At 66.8% G+C, this 18575-nt stretch carries 17 protein-coding genes, 1 tRNA gene and 1 other RNA gene; 8 read left to right on the forward strand and 11 right to left on the reverse strand.

The annotated features are described in order from the left end of the window. Position 1: 1 nt before the first annotated feature. The 4 genes from AAIL68_RS07210 to AAIL68_RS07225 all read left to right on the forward strand — a co-directional run bounded on the left by AAIL68_RS07210 (position 2) and on the right by AAIL68_RS07225 (position 4940). The gene (locus tag AAIL68_RS07210) at positions 2-1057 is read left to right on the forward strand and encodes a polysaccharide pyruvyl transferase family protein (protein WP_347139008.1); all 1056 of its coding nucleotides are present in this window, start codon (positions 2-4) and stop codon (positions 1055-1057) included. Beyond that, entirely contained in the window at positions 1054-2442 is a 1389-nt protein-coding gene (locus AAIL68_RS07215) for a Coenzyme F420 hydrogenase/dehydrogenase, beta subunit C-terminal domain (protein WP_347139010.1), read from the forward strand. The genes AAIL68_RS07210 and AAIL68_RS07215 overlap by 4 nt, the downstream gene beginning before the upstream one ends. 107 nt (positions 2443-2549) lie before the next feature. Next, complete coding sequence (locus tag AAIL68_RS07220; RefSeq protein ID WP_347139012.1) at positions 2550-2870, forward strand: hypothetical protein; 321 nt, start codon at positions 2550-2552, stop codon at positions 2868-2870. 105 nt (positions 2871-2975) lie between these two features. Next, the gene (locus AAIL68_RS07225) at positions 2976-4940 is read left to right on the forward strand and encodes a potassium transporter Kup (protein WP_347139013.1); all 1965 of its coding nucleotides are present in this window, start codon (positions 2976-2978) and stop codon (positions 4938-4940) included. A gap of 16 nt (positions 4941-4956) precedes the next feature. Here AAIL68_RS07225 and AAIL68_RS07230 read toward each other — a convergent pair whose 3' ends face one another. Genes AAIL68_RS07230 through AAIL68_RS07240 form a run of 3 tightly spaced genes read right to left on the reverse strand, consistent with a single transcriptional unit; the run spans position 4957 to position 6798 of the window. Further along, the gene (locus AAIL68_RS07230; protein WP_347139014.1) at positions 4957-5397 is read right to left on the reverse strand and encodes a YcgN family cysteine cluster protein; all 441 of its coding nucleotides are present in this window, start codon (positions 5395-5397) and stop codon (positions 4957-4959) included. Next, positions 5397-6323 (reverse strand): bifunctional riboflavin kinase/FAD synthetase, encoded by a 927-nt coding sequence (locus AAIL68_RS07235; protein ID WP_347139016.1) that lies wholly within the window; start codon positions 6321-6323, stop codon positions 5397-5399. Before AAIL68_RS07235 ends, AAIL68_RS07230 begins: the two co-directional genes overlap by 1 nt. Positions 6324-6354: 31 nt before the next feature. Continuing rightward, positions 6355-6798: a MaoC family dehydratase gene (locus AAIL68_RS07240; protein WP_347139017.1), complete on the reverse strand. Its 444-nt coding sequence runs from the start codon at positions 6796-6798 to the stop codon at positions 6355-6357. Positions 6799-6923: 125 nt separating this feature from the next. On the opposite strand from AAIL68_RS07240, the gene AAIL68_RS07245 reads away from it, so the two are divergent. Beyond that, positions 6924-7772, forward strand: a complete 849-nt coding sequence (locus tag AAIL68_RS07245; protein WP_347139018.1) for a class I SAM-dependent methyltransferase — start codon at positions 6924-6926, stop codon at positions 7770-7772. Positions 7773-8064: 292 nt separating this feature from the next. On the opposite strand, the gene AAIL68_RS07250 is transcribed toward AAIL68_RS07245, so the two are convergent. The 3 genes from AAIL68_RS07250 to AAIL68_RS07260 form a co-directional block, all read right to left on the reverse strand. After that, entirely contained in the window at positions 8065-8934 is an 870-nt protein-coding gene (locus AAIL68_RS07250) for a TIGR01459 family HAD-type hydrolase (protein ID WP_347139019.1), read from the reverse strand. Then, entirely contained in the window at positions 8934-9851 is a 918-nt protein-coding gene (locus AAIL68_RS07255) for a manganese-dependent inorganic pyrophosphatase (RefSeq protein WP_347139020.1), read from the reverse strand. Before AAIL68_RS07255 ends, AAIL68_RS07250 begins: the two co-directional genes overlap by 1 nt. 73 nt (positions 9852-9924) lie before the next feature. Continuing rightward, positions 9925-10000, reverse strand: a tRNA-Thr gene (locus AAIL68_RS07260). Positions 10001-10148: 148 nt separating this feature from the next. On the opposite strand from AAIL68_RS07260, the gene AAIL68_RS07265 reads away from it, so the two are divergent. Further along, positions 10149-11012: a hypothetical protein gene (locus tag AAIL68_RS07265; protein WP_347139022.1), complete on the forward strand. Its 864-nt coding sequence runs from the start codon at positions 10149-10151 to the stop codon at positions 11010-11012. Between the two features lie 56 nt (positions 11013-11068). Here the strand turns inward: AAIL68_RS07265 and AAIL68_RS07270 are convergent, their stop codons facing one another. From AAIL68_RS07270 to acnA, 4 genes are all read right to left on the reverse strand, one after another. Beyond that, entirely contained in the window at positions 11069-11494 is a 426-nt protein-coding gene (locus AAIL68_RS07270; protein ID WP_347139023.1) for a VOC family protein, read from the reverse strand. Positions 11495-11710: 216 nt separating this feature from the next. Next, positions 11711-11878, reverse strand: coding sequence for a 50S ribosomal protein L33 (gene rpmG / locus AAIL68_RS07275; protein ID WP_022707377.1), 168 nt, complete (start codon positions 11876-11878; stop codon positions 11711-11713). A gap of 130 nt (positions 11879-12008) precedes the next feature. After that, an RNA gene (rnpB, locus tag AAIL68_RS07280) (RNase P RNA component class A) lies at positions 12009-12383 on the reverse strand. Positions 12384-12471: 88 nt separating this feature from the next. Continuing rightward, on the reverse strand, positions 12472-15228 hold the full coding sequence (gene acnA / locus AAIL68_RS07285) for an aconitate hydratase AcnA (protein ID WP_347139024.1): 2757 nt from the start codon (positions 15226-15228) through the stop codon (positions 12472-12474). A gap of 239 nt (positions 15229-15467) precedes the next feature. Here acnA and AAIL68_RS07290 point away from each other — a divergent pair, with 239 nt between their 5' ends. Both AAIL68_RS07290 and AAIL68_RS07295 read left to right on the forward strand, forming a co-directional pair. Beyond that, positions 15468-16463, forward strand: coding sequence for a DUF1223 domain-containing protein (locus AAIL68_RS07290; RefSeq protein WP_347139025.1), 996 nt, complete (start codon positions 15468-15470; stop codon positions 16461-16463). Between the two features lie 72 nt (positions 16464-16535). Next, the gene (locus tag AAIL68_RS07295) at positions 16536-17144 is read left to right on the forward strand and encodes an inner membrane-spanning protein YciB (protein WP_347139026.1); all 609 of its coding nucleotides are present in this window, start codon (positions 16536-16538) and stop codon (positions 17142-17144) included. A gap of 343 nt (positions 17145-17487) precedes the next feature. On the opposite strand, the gene AAIL68_RS07300 is transcribed toward AAIL68_RS07295, so the two are convergent. Continuing rightward, positions 17488-18396, reverse strand: a complete 909-nt coding sequence (locus AAIL68_RS07300) for a hypothetical protein (protein WP_347139028.1) — start codon at positions 18394-18396, stop codon at positions 17488-17490. Positions 18397-18575: the final 179 nt, after the last annotated feature.

Consider the following 18575-nt stretch of genomic DNA (forward strand, 5'->3'; position numbering starts at 1 on the left):
GATGCGGGTCGGCGTCCTGACCTTCCACCGCTGCATCAACTATGGCAGCTACTGGCAGGCCCGCTGCCTGGTCGAGGCCATCGCCGCGCGCGGCCATGACGCCGTTCTTCTGGACCACCATTCCCGCGAGGTCACGTCGCGCGAATGGCGCTATGCCTTCCAGCCGCTGACGCCGGACCGCTCGTCGCGCGCGGATGTGGCGCAATACGGGCGCAAGCTGCGGAAGTTCGTGGCCGCCTTCCGCGCCCTGCCGCTGTCGGCGCCCTTCGACCTGGACAATCCGTCCGCAATGCCCCCGGTGGATCTGGCGGTGATCGGCAGCGACGAGGTGCTGAACCTCTCGCATCCCTGGTATGGCGGCAAGCCGGTCTTCTGGGGCGACGGGATCGCGGCCTCTCGCACCGTCACCTATGCCGCGAGCTTCGGGAACTACGCCGCCGATTTCGTCGAGCCGCAGTGGTCGGAACGCCTGCGCGCGCTGGATGCGATCTCGGTGCGCGACGACAACAGTTTTGGATTGGTGGCGAGGGCCCTGGGAAGGGAACCGGCGATGGTGCTGGACCCGGTGCTGCTGAACCCGCCGCAGGTTCAGGCGGTGGACGAAGCACCCTATGTGCTGGTCTACGGCCACCACATTCCCGACTGGTTCGCCGTGCGCGTCAGCGAGGCCGCCCGCGCGCGCGGCCTGCGGACGATCAGCGTGGGTTACCGCAACGACTGGGCGGACGAGCAGCGGCTGGACGCGGGGCCGCAGGAGTTCGCGGCGCTTGTGGCGGGCGCGCAGGCGGTGGCGACGACCTATTTCCACGGCTGCTGTTTCGCCTTGGCGAACGGCAAGCCGCTGGTCTGCGCGCCCTCGGATTACCGCTGGACCAAGGTCCGCGACCTGACCGCGCTGCTGGGGGCCGAGCGCCACCTGACCTTCGAGGACCGCGACCCCGCCGACGTGGGCGCGCTGCTGGCCGAGCCGGTTTCGGACGCGATTCAAGCGCGGATTGCCGATTTGCGGGCGCAGTCGGCGGCCTGGCTCGACGCGGCGCTGGCGGGGCGGGCATGACGCGGGCGCTCAGTCCCGCGCAGATCGTCCGCTCGGGCCTCTGCATCGGCTGCGGTTCTTGCGCTTCGGGCGCCGACGCGCGGATGGAATGGGACGGCTACGGCCAGTTGAAGCCGACCGGCCCCGCCACCCGGCGGCGCAGCGAGGAGTTTGCGAAACTCTGCCCGTTTTCACCCGAGGCGACGAACGAGGACGCCATCGCCGCCGCCTGCTTCCCCGACGCGCCGCAGCACGACGCGCGCTTGGGCCGCTACACCTCCTGCCACGTCGGCGCGGTAGCCGAGCCGCCCTTCCGGGAACGCGGCAGTTCCGGCGGCATGGTCAGCTGGGTCGCGGCCGAGCTGATGCGGCGGGGCGAGATCGACGGCGTGCTGCACGTCCATCCGGGCGCGCCGGGGGAACCTTTCTTCGGCTATCGCATCAGCCGATCACAGAATGAACTGCTGGCCGGCGCCCGGTCCCGCTATCACCCCATCCATCTGGCCAAGGTTCTGGATCAGGTCCGCGCCACCCCGGGCCGCTATGCCGTGGTCGGCATTCCCTGCTTCATCAAGGCCGTGCATCTGGCCCGCGCGCAGGATCCGGTGCTGGCGGAACGGATCACGCATTTCCTTGGCCTTTTCTGCGGTCACATGAAAAGCGCGCGCTTCGTGCAAAGCTTCGCCTGGCAGCTTGGCGCGGACCATGACCGGGTGCGGGCGGTCGAATACCGGCTGAAAGACGCGAACCGGCCCGCGAACTGGTACACGGCGCATCTGACGCTGGACGACGGCTCGACGGTGCAGAACGAATGGTTCCATCTGGCGGATGGCGACTGGGGCGCGGGGTATTTCCAGAACTCGGCCTGCAACTTCTGCGACGACGTGGTGGCGGAAACGGCGGATGTCAGCTTTGGCGATGCCTGGGTGGAGCCCTATTCCTCGGATGGGAGGGGCACCAACGTGGTGGTGGTCCGCGCGCCCCTGATTCAGCGGATCATCGACGAGGCCCGCGCCGAGGGGCGGCTGGAGTTGGAAGAAGTCGATGCCGATTTCGTGGCCGACACCCAGGCGGCGGGCTTCCGCCAGCGGCGCGAGGGGCTGGCCTATCGCCTGACCTGGGCGAAACGCGGCATCCAGCCAGTGAAGCGCGTCGCGCCGCAGGCCGAAGCGATCGGCTGGCGGCGGAAGCTGGTCTATCGCACCCGCGCCGCGATCAGCCGCGGCTCGCATCGGATGGCGCGGCTGGCGGCAATGACGGGCCGACCACAGATCTATCTGGGCTGGGCAAGGCGGATCTACACGGTTTACGAGGGGCTGACCTATCATCGCGGCAGGCTTGCCCCGATATTCGACAAGATCGAGAGGATGAGGGAATCGCGGCGCGGCGGCACCCGCTTGCCCTAGACAGGAACGATGCCTCTGAAACCTGGACGTTCCAGCGACCTTCACCGCCAGCCGGGGCGCGACGCCATCGGGCCAGCGCCGGTCCCCAAACCTTCCCTTGACCGGCCATGCCTCCCCTGACCCCCGACAGGCGCTATATCGTTGTCCGTGGCCGGTTGTGGCGGGCGGCCAATCCGAACCTGGATGAAGCCTGCCGGACGCGCCTGACAGCCGAACTGATGGCGGCGCGCCGGACGGTCAGGGCGGCCCGCGCGGCGGGCGACAAACCCGCCGAAGACGCCGCGCATGGTGCCGTCCACAGGGCCAAGGTCGCGCTTGGCGAACGCGGGCCGGTCTGGTGGACCGACGGCGCGCCCGACCTGAACCGCAGGATGGCGCGCAACACGCCCTATGCGGAATGGTTCGCGGCACTTCCCGCAGATCCATGAAGGCAGCGCACCGTGCCGGGATGCATCAACACCCCTGTGCAGCGCGTTCGGGGGGATGTATGTAGCAAAGGTTCCGTTCGGCGGAACGGTCATCATCGGACAATCATGCCCCAAGGCCCGGACCCGGCAAGTCGCGCTGTCAGCCAGACACTTGACGACGACGAACTCGACATCGCGACCTATCTTCGCGAGGAAGGGGAAGAGCCCCATATCCCGCCCCCGCAAAGCCTGGCGGCCCTGATGGTCGGCGCGGTGGGCGTGGTTTACGGCGATATCGGCACCAGCCCCCTTTACGCCTTCCGCGAGGCATTGCGCCCGGTCGCCGCCGACGGGTTGCAGCGGGCCGAGGTGCTGGGCCTTCTGTCGCTGCTGATCTGGACGCTGATCCTGATCGTGACGGTGAAATACGTGCTGTTCCTGCTGCGCAACGACAACCGGGGCGAAGGCGGGGTGCTGGCGCTGTACACGCTGGCGCGGCTTGCCATCGGGCATCGGGTGATTCCCGTGCTGCTGCTGGCCCTTGCGGGCGCGGCGCTGTTCTTCGGCGATGCGATCATCACGCCCGCGATTTCCGTCCTGTCGGCGGTCGAAGGCGTGTCGCTGGTGGTTCCCGCCTTCCAGGACTGGATCGTGCCCGCGACCGTGGCGATCCTGATCGGGCTGTTCCTGGTGCAAAAGGCGGGGACGGCGCATGTGTCGCGCTTTTTCGGGCCCATCACCGTGATCTGGTTCCTGACCATGGGCGGCATGGGCTTGTGGCACATCGTCGACGATCCGGCGATCCTGGCGGCCTTCAACCCCGTCTGGCTCGTCCGCTTCCTTCTGGAGCACCAGGGCGTGGCCTTTGTCGTGATGGGATCGGTCTTCCTGGCCGTGACGGGGGCCGAGGCGCTTTATGCCGACCTGGGCCATTTCGGGCGCCGCCCCATCGTGCTGGCCTGGTTCATCCTGATCTTCCCGGCGCTTGTCCTGAACTATCTGGGGCAGGGGGCGCTTGTGCTGCGCGACCATTCCGCGATCGAGGCGCCCTTCTATGCCATGGTGCCCGGCTGGCTGCTGCCCGCCCTTGTCGCGCTTGCCACGGCGGCGACCGTGATCGCGGCGCAGGCGGTGATCTCGGGCGCGTTTTCCATGGCCCGCTCGGCGATCCAGTTGGGCCTGCTGCCCCGGATGCGGATCCGCCATACCTCTGCCCAACTCAGCGGGCAGATCTATATCCCGGCGATCAACTGGGGGCTCTTGATCGGCGTCTTGTGGCTGGTGATTTCCTTCCGCACCTCCGAGGCGCTCGCCTCGGCCTATGGGATCGCCGTCACGGGGACCATGCTGGTGACGACCGCCCTGGCGCTGATCTATCTGCGCGCCTCGCGGCGGATGCCCCTCTGGGCGGGGCTGGCGATGCTGATCCCCATCGGCCTGATCGAGATGTCCTTCCTGTCGGCCAACCTGGTCAAGGTTCTGGACGGCGGCTATGTGCCCCTGCTGCTGGCCTTTGCGATGGGCGTCATCATGTGGGCCTGGTGGAGCGGGACGCAATCCGTGGCCCAGAAGACCCACCGCTCGGCCGTGGATTTTGCCAGCTTCGTCAAAAGCATGTCGCACAGTTCGGTGCATGTCGTGCCGGGCACGGCGCTGTTTCTGACCTCGGACCCGACGGTGGTGCCATCCGCGCTGCTGCACAACCTCAAGCACAACCGGGTGCTGCACCAGCAGAACGTGCTGCTGACGGTGGAAACCCTGCGCGTGCCCGTCGCCACCCCCGAGGAACGCGCCACCTTCGAGCCCGTGGACGACCGCTTCGGGCGCCTGACGCTGCGCTTCGGCTATATGGAGACGCCGAACGTGTCGCGCGCGATGCTGGCCGCGCGCAAGGCCGGGCTGCGCTTCGACGTGATGAGCACGAGCTTCTTCCTGGGCAGGCGCAGGCCGGTTTTCGCGGCCTCTTTCGGGATCAAGCGGTTCCTGGCCTCGCTTTACGCGCTGCTGTATCGGTTCTCGGCGGATCCGTCGGATTACTTCCGGCTGCCGCGCAACCGGGTGGTGGAACTGGGCGAACGCTTCGCGGCCTGATGACCGGGGCGGGGGATCAGGACAGATCCTCGATGATGTGGTCCTCCCAGTCCTCCTCGCTCACGGCGGCCTCGCTGACCGTCCAGCCGCGCACGCTGGCGCCTGCGCGGTGGACGCTTTCGCGGTCGCCCGAGATCAGGTGGTGCCACTTGTACAAGGGCCGCCCCTCGTGGCGCAGGCGATAGGCGCAGGTCGCGGGCAGCCACCAGGCGATCTCGGCCAGCTTCCTGGGCGTCAGGACGACGCAGTCGGGGACGTAGTCGTGGCGGTTCGCGTAGCTGCTGCACTGGCATTTCTCGCCGTCCAGCAGCTTGCAGGCCACGCGGGTGAAGGCCAGTTCGCCCGTGTCCTCGTATTCGATCTTGTTCAGGCAGCACTTGCCGCAGCCGTCGCACAGCGCCTCCCATTCGTCGGGCTGCAACTGGGGCAGGGGCAGTTCCCAGAACCGCTCGCGCATCACGCGCCCGCCAGCACCGCGCGGGCCTGCTCCGCATCGGCGGCAATCTGATCGATCAAGACTTGCACGCTGTCGAATTTGGCCTCGTCGCGCAGGAATTCAACCAGTCCGACCGAAAGATGCTGGCCATAAAGATCGCCGTTGAAATCGAACAGGTGAACCTCAAGGTTCGGGGCATTGCGTCCGAACATGGGCCGCACGCCCAGGCTGGCAACCCCTTGGCAGGACAGCTTGTCCGGCCCGGTCAGCACGTCCACGACAACCGCATAGACGCCCAGGCGCGGCAGGTGCAGGTCGTCCATGCGCATGTTCGCGGTGGGCCAGCCGAATTCGCGGCCGCGCTTGTTGCCGTGGATCACCTCGCCCTCGATCCGGTGCAGATGGCCCAGCATCCGCTCGGCATCGCGGGGCCGCCCTTCGGTGAGCGCCTGCCGGATCGCGGTGGAACTGTAGTGCTGCCCCCCGGTGCCCACCAGCGGCACCGCCGTCACGCCAAAGCCAAGCTGCCCCCCCAGATCCCGCAGGGTGGCGACATTGCCCGCGCGGTCCTTGCCGAAAACGAAATCCGCGCCGACCGTCACATGGCTGACGCCAAGCCCACCCACCAGAACGTCGCGGGCGAAAGCCTCGGGCGACAGCCCCGCCAGCACCGCGCCGAAAGGCAGTTCGTAAAGCTGTTCCACCCCCAGCCGGGCCAGCCGGTTGGCGCGCGATTCGGAATTCATCAGCCGGAAGGGCGGGGCGTCGGGGGCGAAGAACTGGCGGGGGTGGGGCTCGAAGGTGACGATGCCCAGCGGCGCGCCCGTCTGGCGCGCGGCCTCGATCACGGCGCGGTGGCCCAGGTGGATGCCGTCGAAATTGCCCATGGCGACGGATGCGCCGCGGGCGCCTGCCGGAAGTCCTGTCCAATCGCGATGGATCTGCAAAGGGTGCCCCCACTGGGGCGCGGGTGCCCCGTCAGTCGAACTTGCGGCTTGGCGCCAGAACGACCGCCTCGCCTTTCAGGACGACCGTATCACCCACGAGGCAGCGGGTTGCAAGTGTGACCCGCCGCTTCGCGTGGTCGATGCCGTCCACCGTCACCTCGGCCCGGACGGTGTCGCCGGGGCGGACGGGGGCCATGAACTTCAGCGTCTGGCCCAGATAGACCGTGCCATGGCCCGGCAACTGTTCCCCGATCACCGCCGAGATCAGCCCGGCGGTCAGCATCCCATGCGCGATGCGCCCTTCGAAGATCGTGTCGCGGGCATAATCGTCGTCCAGATGCACCGGGTTGCGGTCGGTCGAAACCTCGGCGAACAGTTCGATGTCGCGGTCGGTCACCTGCTTTTGCAGGTGGCGGGTCATGCCCACCTCCAGATCCTCGATGACGATGGTGCCGCGGGGAAGGTTGTCCAGCATGGCATGTTCCCTTGGATGACCGATCAGCTTGCCGATGCTGCATAGCAGCGAAACAGTCTTCAAGCAATAAACTTATGAGATATTCAACCAAAGTATAATATTGTTACGCATAGAAAGGACTTGCCATGGGCCGTATCGCCAACCAGCCGCAGGCGGATTTCTGGACTTCACCCGCCGGGCGGGCTTGGGTTGACCATGAACGCGCCCTGGACGCCACGATGGAGGGCCTTCTGTCCGCGCTGCTGGATGCCGCCGCCTTGACCGGGGCCGAGCATGTCCTGGATGTCGGCTGCGGCACCGGGGCCAGCACGATCGCCGCCGCGCGGCGGGTTCCCCAAGGCGGCGTGCTGGGGCTGGACATCGCGGCACCGATGCTGGACCGGGCGCGGCAACGCGCCTTGGCCGAAGGGGCTGCGAATGCCTCGTTCCACCTGTGCGACGCGCAGGTCGAGCGGCTTGCCCTCGAAAGCCGCGATGTCCTGATCTCCCGCTTCGGGATGAGCTTCTTTGACGACAGCGTGGCGGGTTTCCGCAACCTGGCCGGTGCGCTGCGCGAGGGCGGGCGCATGGTCTTCCTGTCCTGGGCAGGACTGGCGGAAAATCCCTGGTTCACCATCCCCGAACAGGCCGCCCGGCAGCGGCTGGGCGGCCCGCGGGAGCCGCCGTCGAACGGCCCCGGTCCGCTGGCCTTCGCGGATGCGGGTCATGTGCTGGATCTGATGGCGCATGCGGGTTTGTCTGAAAGGCGGGCCGAGACTCTGCGGATCGACCTGACGCCGCCCGGCGGAGCCTCGGGCGCGGCAAGCCTTGCCACCCATGTCGGACCCGCCGCGCGCCTGCTGCGGATCTGCAACGCCACGCCCCAGGATCGCGCGGCGATTGCTGAACAGATCGAAGGCAGCTTCGCCTTGTTCAGCGAAGGGACAACGCTGCGCATTCCGTCTTCGGTGCATGTGTTTTCCTGCCGCCGCTAGGGCAGACCGGCACCCACACCTGCGCCGCCCCTGATCTGGCGAAGGCCCTTGCCTTCGCCACGTGGCTCCATAACCATCAACACCGCCGGGCCTCAAAGGCCCGGCCAGCGCCCGCCCCGCCACTGGCAGGCGCTTCACGCCCACCGGGTCGGGCGCTGGCCTCTCGTGGGTTTGAGCGGGACCGTTTCTGATGGCAACCGATCACGCGGGCGGGGGAAACGCATGCGTTTCCTTGTCCCGCCCGGTCAGACGCCGCCTCATGTCTGCTGAATGCCGATCAGCCGCCGGCCTGTCAGCGCAACCGGCCGATGCTGTATTGCGGGGTCAGCGCATGGCCGCCCAGCCAGTCCAGCAGCAGGCCCTGGTCGGGGTTCTCGACATCGGGCCCCAGCGCGTCCGCCGCCAGTCCGCCGGTCACGAACAGCACGTCGATGCCTTGCTCCAGCCCACCCTTCACATCGGTGAAGATGCCGTCGCCGACCGCCAGGATCCGCGCGTCCGGCCCCAGATCCAGCAGGCGCCGCGCGCGGTCATAGATCGGTGGATGCGGTTTGCCGAAATAGAGCGACGTGCCGCCAAGCCCCTCGTAATATTCCGCCAAGGCACCGGCGCAGTAGATCCGCGTCTCGCCCATGTCCACGACGATGTCGGGGTTGGCGCAGAGCAGCGGCAGGCCACGCTCGCGCGCCTCCATCAGCCGGTCGTGGTAATCCCCCGGCGTCTCGGTCAGTTCCTCGAACGGGCCGGTGGCGACGATCCCCTCGGCCTCGGCCAGGGAAACGCGGTGGATCGGGGCGGCACCGGCGAATTCGGCGGGAATGTCGTCGAAGAAGCCGTCGTCCTTGTCGGTGCCGATATGCCAGACCTTGCGGCCGACGCGGCCTTCGAACATCGCCTCCTGCGCGGCGTCGCCCGAACTCACGACGATGTCCCAAGCGTCGCGCGGCACGCCCATGCGGTCAAGCTGGGCGATCACATACTGGTTCGGGCGCGGCGCATTGGTCATCAGCACGACCCGGCCGCCCCCCCGGCGGAACGCCTGGAGCGCAGCCACGGCGGCGGGATAGCGCTGCTTGCCGTTGTGCAGGCAGCCCCACAGGTCGCAGAACAGCACGTCGTAATCGGCGCCGATCTGCGACAGCGACTGGATGATCCGGGTCATTACAGCGCAAGGACCGGGATGATCTGCTTCTTGCGGCTCATCACGCCGGGCAGGACCACGCTGTCGCCCGAAACGGTCACGCCGAAGCTGCGTTCCGCCAACTGGCGGACGAAGTCGTTGGGGATCAGCAGGGTCGCTTCCTCGCGCAGGATATCGACGATGAAGCACAGCACCTGGTCCGCGCCATCCTCGGCCGCGACGCGCGGCATGGCGGCCAGCAGCGCGTCCTTGCGCGCCAGCAGCATCTGCGGAGAGGTGGTTTCCAGCACCGTGATGCGCAGTTGCTTGCCGCCCAGTTCGTATTCCTTGCTGTCCGTGCGCAGCAGTGCCTCGTCGGAAAACGCGCTGACATCGGACTTGGCCGCGAACATCTCGGTCGCATAGTCGGTGATGTTGACGCCAAGGTCTGCTGCGAGCTTCTCGGCCACGGCGCGGTCATGGGCGGTGGTGGTCGGGCTGCGGAATTCCAGCGTGTCCGACAGGATGCAGGTCAGCATCGCGCCCCGGATGGATTCCGGCGCGCGGGCCATGTCCTCGCCGATCAGGTCGTGCATGATGGTGGCGGTGCAGGCCAGCGGGCGCACGGTGATGTTGATCGGCACGCGGGTCTTGATGCCGCCGGCCAGCAGGTGGTGGTCGATGATCTCGATCACCTCGGCCTGGTCCAGGCTGGCGGGCAGTTCGGCGGGGTTGTTGGTGTCCACGATGACGCATTGGTCGCCCGCCGCGACATCGGCGATGATCTGCGGCTTGTCCAGGTTCCACCGCTTCAGCATCCACAGGGCCTCGGTGTTCGGCTCTCCCTGCAGCACGGCTTGGGCGGGGGTCTTGCGGACCTCGTTCAGATACCAGGCCCAGATGATGGGGGAACCGGTCGAATCCGTATCGGGAGAGGTATGGCCGAAGACCTTGATCATGTTGCACCTGTAAGCGGTCTGGGTTTCGCGCGTTATAGGGCGGGGCCAGGGGGATGTCCAACGGCTGAGAAGATGGTGCCGGTTGCAGGAATCGAACCCGCGACCTTCTGATTACAAATCAGCTGCTCTACCTGCTGAGCTAAACCGGCATCCGCGCGTGAAGCGACGGTTCCTGCGATAGCTGCTGGCGGGCTTTTCCGCAAGCCGCCTTTGCGCCAAATGCGATTTGACTGCGCGAAACGCGCCGCTACTGTGCGCCAGCCCAAGGGGCGCGCAGAAAGAAGGATCAAGGCCGATATGCAGATGGTGTTTCATCTGGGGGTGCATGGTACGGATGGCGACAGGCTGCTCAAGACGCTGCTGAACAACCGCGACTGGCTGATGCAGCATGGTACCGACGTGATCACGCCCAACCGCCATCGCGGCCTGTTCGAAGAGGCGCTGATGTCGCTGAAGGGCGGGCCCGCCACGGCCGAGATGCAGCAGATCATGCTGGACGCGGTCCTGCACAGCGAATCCCCGGTGCGCGCGGTCTTCTCCACGCCCACCTTCATGGGCGCGCCGGGCCGGGTGGTGGGGCAGGCGGGGCTTTACCCGCAGATGGGCGCGCGGGCGGCGGCCCTTGCCAACCTGTTCCCCGACCATCAGGTCGAATTCTTCCTGGCGATCCGCAACCCCGCCACCCTGATCGCCGAGGTGCTGCCGATCTTCACCGGCGGCGGCTATCACGTGTTGATGCAGGGCCGCCAGCCGCTGGACCTGCGCTGGCGCGACCCGATCCAGGCGCTGCTGCGCGCGGTTCCCGGCCACCGCGTGGTGATCTGGTGCCACGAGGACGTTCCCCTGATCTGGCCCGAGATCGCGCGCCTTGCGGGCAACATCCCCCCGGATGCGCCGTTGAAGGGCGGCACGATGTATCTGGAGGAGCTCCTGAGCGAGGAAGGCATGGCCCGCCTGAAAGAGGCACTGTCCACGCAGGACCGGCTGAGCGTCGCGCAGCGCCGCGCGATTTCGTCCGAGGTGATCCAGGGCCACGCGCTGGACCAGGTGATCGACCTGCCGGGATGGACGCAGGAGGTCGTGGACCGGGTGACGGACAACTACCGCGCCGACGTGGCCGAGATCGCGGTGCTGCCGGGGGTGGAGTTCGTGCTGGCGTGAGCCGGGCCGCGAGGTGGGTTATGCGGACAAGGCGGAGGCTTGATCCTTAACCTGCATCAAGCCCTGCAGGGACGCATCCCGAGATCCTGGAAGAATCGCAACAGGTAACCGTCAGGATCGGCAACAACAAATTGCCTGTTTCCGCCCTCTTCGGCACCGACACGATACCATTTGTCTTCCACGGGAAGGAAAAGCGGGTGCCCGATGCGGGCGAGAGCTTCTACCAAGGGGGTAATAGAGGGTACGCGGATCTGCACGTTCAAGCCCATTCCAAAGGGATAGCTGACAGGAAGATGCCCTGCATCGAAGGTGCGACCTTCTCCTATCTGATCGATCATCAGTTCCGCATCTCCTAACCGAAGGTAACAAAAGCCTTCCTCGGGACGCTCATAGACACATTCGAAACCAAGCACGCCGCAATAGAACGCTTTTGATTTTTGCCAGTTGGAGGCCGAGAACTCCGGCACCAGTGCGTTGCCCAAATCATGTCCTCCTGGATGCAATAAGGTCAGCCCTGGCGGAAGGCGCCATGCCTGCAAAGGGCTCAAACCGTCCGCTTTGATGCAGGGAACTGATCAAGCACTCAACTCTTGCAGCATACTTGGAGGCTAAAAAACAACCCGTCCAAAACAAAAAGGGCGCCCGAAAGCGCCCTCTATCCGATCGAACCGACTGTTCGGCCCTATCCTGCAAGATCCTTACTTGATCTTGCCTTCCTTATATTCGACGTGCTGACGGACGACCGGGTCGTATTTGCGGACGGTCATCTTTTCGGTCATGGTGCGGGCGTTCTTCTTGGTCACGTAGAAGTGGCCCGTGCCGGCGGTCGAGTTCAGCCGGATCTTGATGGTGGTCGGCTTCGCCATGTCATTGCTCCTGCTTCGGGGCAATCGCGCGGCGCAGACCCCGTGGAATTCGTTTGAAGCCCGCCTTTTACCCACGGATGCGGCGAAGTCAACCCGAGTCGCCGTGCAAAATATGGAAAAACCGGACAGATTGCGCGGAGGGCCTGTAAGCCGGATTCTGTCCACCGCCCAAGGGCGGCTGGATGACCATTCCTCTGGCCCGGCGGTTGCCCGCCGGATCAAGCTGCCTACCCGGACCTGCTGGGGCAAGGCGGCCCTGCGGATCGCTCCGCGCGCGGTCCCTATTCGGCATTGCTCCCGGTGGGGCTTGCCATGCGGGGCCTGTTGCCAGGCCCCCGGTGGGCTCTTACCCCACCGTTTCACCCTTGCCTGCACGGATGCAGGCGGTTTGTTCTCTGTGGCGCTTTCCCTGGGGTTGCCCCCGCCGGGCGTTACCCGGCACCGTCGCCTCATGGAGTCCGGACTTTCCTCGACGGCGCACCGCCGCGGTCATCCAGCCCTCCGCGCAAGGCGGATATGGCGGGGAAGGGGCGCGGGGTCAATGAAAAACCCCCGCTGCGGACAGCGGGGGTTCAGATTGGTGATGGGCCGGATCAGCTCTTGGCCAGGTTGCGCAGCACGTAATGCAGCACGCCGCCGTTCTTGAGGTATTCGATCTCGACCTCGGTATCGACGCGGGCCTTGAGCTGGATCTCCTTCACCGTGCCGTCCGCATAGCGGATGGTGCAGGGCACCAGCGACAGCGGCTTGAAGTCCCCCGCAAGGCCGTGGATCGAGACGACCTCATCGCCCTTCAGGCCCAGGGTCTTGCGGTTCTCGCCCGGCAGGAACTCCAGGGGCACGACGCCCATGCCGACCAGGTTCGAGCGGTGGATGCGCTCGAAGCTCTCCGCGATCACGGCCTTGACGCCCAGCAGGTTGGTGCCCTTGGCCGCCCAGTCACGGCTGGACCCCGCGCCGTATTCGATGCCGCCAAAGATCACCAGCGGCGTGCCCGCATCCTGATAGGCCATCGAGGCGTCGAAGATCGTCGTCTGCTTGCCGTCCGGCCCCTTGGTGAAGCCGCCCTCAACGCCGTCCAGCATCTCGTTCCTGATGCGGATATTGGCGAAGGTGCCGCGCATCATGATCTCGTGGTTGCCCCGGCGCGAGCCGTAGCTGTTGAAATCCTTGGGCGCGACCTGCCGTTCGGTCAGGTAGATGCCAGCCGGAGTAGTCGGCTTGAAGGAACCGGCCGGGCTGATGTGGTCGGTGGTGATCATGTCGCCCAGGATCGCCAGGACGCGCGCGCCGTCGATGTCGCTGATGACACCGGCTTCCTTGGCCATGCCCTGGAAATAGGGCGGGTTCTGGATATAGGTCGAGGTCGGCGGCCAGTCATAGGTCTCGCTGTCCGTCACCTCGACCGCCTGCCAGCGGGCGTCGCCCTTGAACACGTCGGCGTATTTCGACTGGAACGCCTCGCGCGTGACGGTGGCGTGGACCAGATCGGCGATCTCCTGGTTGGTCGGCCAGATGTCCTTCAGATAGACATCGCGGCCTTCCGGCGTCTGGCCGATCGGATCCTTGGTCAGGTCGATGTTCAGGTCGCCCGCGATGGCATAGGCCACCACCAGCGGCGGCGAGGCCAGGAAGTTCGCGCGCACGTCGGGGCTGATGCGCCCTTCGAAGTTGCGGTTGCCCGACAGCACGGCGGTCGCCACCAGGTCGTTGTCGTGGATCGCCTTGGAGATCGCCGGATCGCCCAGGGGCCCCGAGTTGCCGATGCAGGTGGTGCAGCCGTAACCCACCAGGTTGAAGCCCAGGGCGTCCAGATCCTCCTGCAACCCGGCGGCTTCCAGGTATTCACCAACCACCTGAGAGCCGGGCGCCAGCGAAGTCTTGACCCAGGGCTTGCGGTTCAGGCCAAGCGCGCGCGCCTTGCGGGCGACCAGACCCGCCCCGATCATCACATAGGGGTTCGAGGTGTTGGTGCAGCTTGTGATCGCCGCGATCACGACCGATCCGTCGCGGATCGTGTAATCCGTGCCCTCGACCTTGGCGGTCTTGCGCACGTCCTTGGCGGGCGCCACGACGGCACCGCCTTCCGCGCCCATCGCCAACCCGTCCTGGGTCAGATCGACGCCGCGGTAATCCGCCACGACCTTGTAGAAGACACGGGCCGAGTCGGTCAGCGGCAGGTAATCCTGCGGACGCTTGGGGCCGGAAATCGCCGGGACGATTTCCCCCATGTCCAGGTGCAGGGTCGAGGAATAGACCGGATCGTAATCCGCGCCGCGCCAGAAGCCGTTTTCCTTGGCATAGGCTTCGACCAGGGCGATGCGGTCCTCGTCGCGGCCGGTGTTGCGCAGATAGCGCAGCGTTTCGTCGTCGATGGGGAAGAAGCCGCAGGTGGCGCCGTATTCGGGGGCCATGTTGGCGATGGTCGCGCGGTCGGCCAGCGGCAGGTTGTCCAGCCCCTCGCCATAGAATTCGACGAACTTGCCCACGACGCCGTGCTTGCGCAGCATCGCCACGACCTTCAGCACCAGGTCGGTGGCGGTGGTGCCCTCGACCATCTTGCCGGTCAGCTTGAAGCCCACGACTTCCGGGATCAGCATGGACACGGGCTGGCCCAGCATCGCGGCCTCGGCCTCGATCCCGCCGACGCCCCAGCCGAGCACCGCCAGGCCGTTGACCATGGTGGTGTGGCTGTCGGTGCCCACCAGCGTGTCGGGATATGCGACCAGCTCGCCGTTCTGGTCGGTGTCGGTCCAGACGGTCTGGGCCAGGTATTCCAGGTTCACCTGGTGGCAGATGCCGGTTCCGGGCGGCACCACGCGGAAATTCTGGAACGCGTTCTGGCCCCATTTCAGGAACTGGTAGCGCTCGATGTTGCGTTCGTATTCCAGGTCCACGTTGCGCTGGAAGGCGCGCGGGTTGCCGAATTCGTCGATCATCACCGAATGGTCGATGACCAGATCGACCGGGTTCAGCGGGTTGATCTTCTGCGCGCTGCCCCCCAGGCCGATGATCCCGTCGCGCATCGCCGCAAGGTCCACCACGGCGGGAACGCCGGTGAAGTCCTGCATCAGAACGCGGGCGGGACGATAGTTGATCTCGCGCGGGTTCTTGCCGCCGAGCGACGCCCATTCGCCGAAGGCCTTGATGTCATCGACCGACACCGAAAAGCCGCCATCCTCGAAGCGCAGCAGGTTTTCCAGCACCACCTTCAGCGCGGCGGGCAGTTTCGAGAAATCCCCAAGCCCGGCCTCGGTCGCGGCGGCGATGGAATAATAAGCGTAATCCTTGCCGCCCGCCGAAAGCTTGCGGCGTGTCCTGGCGGTATCGGTTCCGATCTGGATAGGCATGGGGCCTCCCTGTCTGCGAATTGGATGGGTCCGGCGTGCGTGGCCTTGCTTTGCCCCATGGGACGGGGTTTCGCAAGGTGTCTCGCGGTGATTTGTATGCAATTGCATACCATAGATGGGGGTGTTGCTCAAGGGGCACAAGGCCCGTTCACGGCATGGCTAACAAAGCGTTGATTTGTTCCGGGCGCGGGGCGGACGCTATGCAGGATGGACGTTTGACCCAAGGATCGGACCCTGGAATGCTGGCCGCATCGGCAGCCCTGCGCAAGAAGACCCTTGTCGCCGCGATCCTGTGCGGCCTGGCCGCCGCCTGTGACGGGATGGCCGCCGCCCAGGGCCTGGAAGGCGAGGGCAGGGGCCCAAGCAACAGCGGTATGGGCGACATCGGCGCTGCTCATGACGGTGACACGGGCGGCATGGACGGCGCGCCGGTGATCCCGGCGCCCGGCGATCCCGGACGGTCGGCGCCTTCCTCGGCCTATGCGCCGACGGAACTGGGCGGGATCAACAGCTTTGCCGCGACCGACACGCCGCCGCCGATGGAAAGCTATGGCTTCGCCGATGCGCTGCCCGTGGTGGTCGAGCTTTTCACCTCCCAGGGTTGCTCGTCCTGCCCGCCTGCGGATGCGATGCTGGCCACCCTGTCGGGCGAGCCCGGCATCCTGCCCTTGTCCTTCCATGTCGATTACTGGGATTACCTCGGCTGGGCCGACAGCTTCGCGCGGCCCGAGTTCACGGCCCGGCAGGAAAGCTATGCCCGCGCGGCGGGGGAGCACGCGGTCTATACGCCGCAACTGATCGTGGACGGCGTGGATACGGCGGTGGCGCTTGGGCCCGCGCAGCTGATGGGGCTGATCGACGCCAGCCGCGTGGCCCCCGCCATGGTCAGCGTGCAGCGGGAAACCACCGCCGACGGCCAGAGGATCGAGCTGATGCCCCTGTCCGACCTGGGCGGCGGGGTCGGGATCCTGCTGGTCCGCTATGCCCCCGAGCGCGCGGTCGAGATGACGGCGGGCGAGAACCGCGGCAAGGTCGTGACCTACACCAATGTCGTGCTGTCGCTGGACCGGCTGGCCGAATGGGACGGCTCGGCGCCCCTGCGCATGACCGTCAGCCCGGACGGGACGGCGGATGACAGCTTTCCCGCCGACACCCGCCACGCGCTGCTGGTCCAGAAGGAACTGGGCCGCGACGCCTTGCCGGGACCGATCCTGGCCGCGATCCGGCTGGATTGAGGCCACGGGCCTTGCCGCGCCGCCCGCGATGCGGGAAAACAGCCCTGGCCTGAGCGATGAAGGAAAACTGCGATGACCGAACCGAAACCCTGGGTGCTGCCCGCGCTGGAATGGGGTCCGCTGCTGCTGTTCTTCGCGGTCTTCATGCTGAACCGGGGCGGCAGCGTCAGCCTGTGGGGGCAGGACTATACGCCCCTGGTCTTTGCCACGCTGGTCTTCATCCCCGCGCTTGCGCTTGCCACGCTGATCCGCTGGCGGCTGACGGGGCACCTGTCGCCCATGCAGATCGCCACGCTGCTGCTGGTGGTGGTCTTCGGGGGCCTGTCGGTCTGGCTGAACGACCCGCGCTTCTTCAAGATCAAGCCCACGATCATCTATCTGCTGTTCGCGGGGCTTTTGGGCTTCAGCCTGGTCACGCGCCGGAACTGGCTCCAGGCGATCCTGTCCGAGGCTCTGCCCATGGATGCCGAGGGCTGGCGCAAGCTGACGGGGCGCATGGCGCTGCTGTTCCTGGCGCTTGCCGTCGCCAACGAGGTCGTCTGGCGCACGATGACCGAGACGACCTGGGTTTACTTCAAGACCTTCGGGATGCCGCTGGTGATCTTTGTCTTCCTGATGGGGAATGCCGGGCTGTATCGCGCCCATTCCATCGAGGTTCCGACCGACGACGCCACGAAATAGGCTTTGTGGCGACAGTGACCGGGCGGAAACAGGAAACGCATCGCGTTTCCCCGCCCGCGTGTGACGGTGCCATCAGGGACGGTGCCACTCCGCGACCCCAGGAGGCCGGCGCCCGACCCGGTGGGCGAGAAGCGCCCGTCGGGGGCGGGGCGGGCGCTGGCCGGGCCTCTGGGGCCCGGTGGCGAAGGTGGATATGGAGTCGCGTGGCGAAGGCGATGGCCTTCGCCAGTCGAATGGAGGCATCCCGCTTGTTCGATCCGCCGGGCCCGTAGGGTGGGGTTCCACCCCACCTTTGCCGGTGCGTGGTGGGTCAAACCCCACCCTGCAAGCTGCGGAGGCGAGCCTAGGCCCGCGCGCCGCCCCATTGCGCGGGCGGGGCCAGCAGGCGCGACCAACGCGGCTGGATCCCGCCGGGCAGGCGGGCGCGCAGCATCGGCAGCGACAAGGCCCAGGGCTGCGCCAAGGCGGTACGGTAGAAATCGAACAGCCCGCGCCGCAGATAGGGTGTCCAGTGCGACAAGCGCAGCGGGCGCCGTTCGGTCGCAAAGCCAAGCCGGTCAAGCGCGGCCAGCGTTTCCCCGTCGTCGATCTGCAGGTCCAGCCAGTTGCCCGCCGGACGGTCCAGCCCGAAGCCAAGCGCCTGCCTGCGCCCCCGGCCCAGCCAAAGCTCCATCCCGAAGTCGAACAGGTCGTTCTCGCGCGAGGTGATGTTCAGCACCTCGGCCCCGCGCCCGGCGGGGCTGCCCAATGCGGCGGCGGCGGTATCGCGGAACTCGGCCCCCGCCAGCAGGACCATGCGCCCGATGCAGCCGGGCTCCCCGTGGTGCAGGGCCTGCAGGGCGACGCGCGCGCCCAGCGAATGGGCGATCACCGCCACGGGCCTGCCCGCCCGGTCCGCCAGGTGCGACACCAGCCCGGCCAGCGACCGCCCCACCTCTCCCGCGCGGGCATAGGCCTGGCCCAGCATCCCCCGCGCTTCCCAGCCGAAGGCGATGGCCAGCCCCTCGTCCTCGGCCCCCGCGCCAAAGCCAAGCGCGCGGGGCCATGACAGCGCCCGGCGGGCCGAGCGGTCTGGATCAAGCGACAGGATGTGCCGGTGCGGGTCGCAATGGGCGGCGGCGGGGGAATAGCGATAGCCGTGGATCATCAGGATGACCGGCGCATGGCCGGGCAGGCCGCCAAGCGCCCCGGCCAAGGCGGGCGGCAATCCGGCGGGCAGCGCGCAATCGGCATTGACCTTGATCACCGGCATGGACAGCGACTCCTTCTTGCCCGAAGGGCATGGGGCAAGGATGCGACAGGGGCGTGAAAGAAGCGTTAAGGCTGCGTGACGGGTGTTGCGCGCGCCATTTCCGAACGGCCGGAACCTGCGCATCGGCGGCCATGCCGTTTTCGCCATTGAATTTTCCCCGTTATCCCCTCTATGTTGCA

The sequence above is a fragment of the Paracoccus sp. SSK6 genome, from assembly GCF_039770665.1.
Taxonomy (GTDB): Bacteria; Pseudomonadota; Alphaproteobacteria; order Rhodobacterales; family Rhodobacteraceae; genus Paracoccus.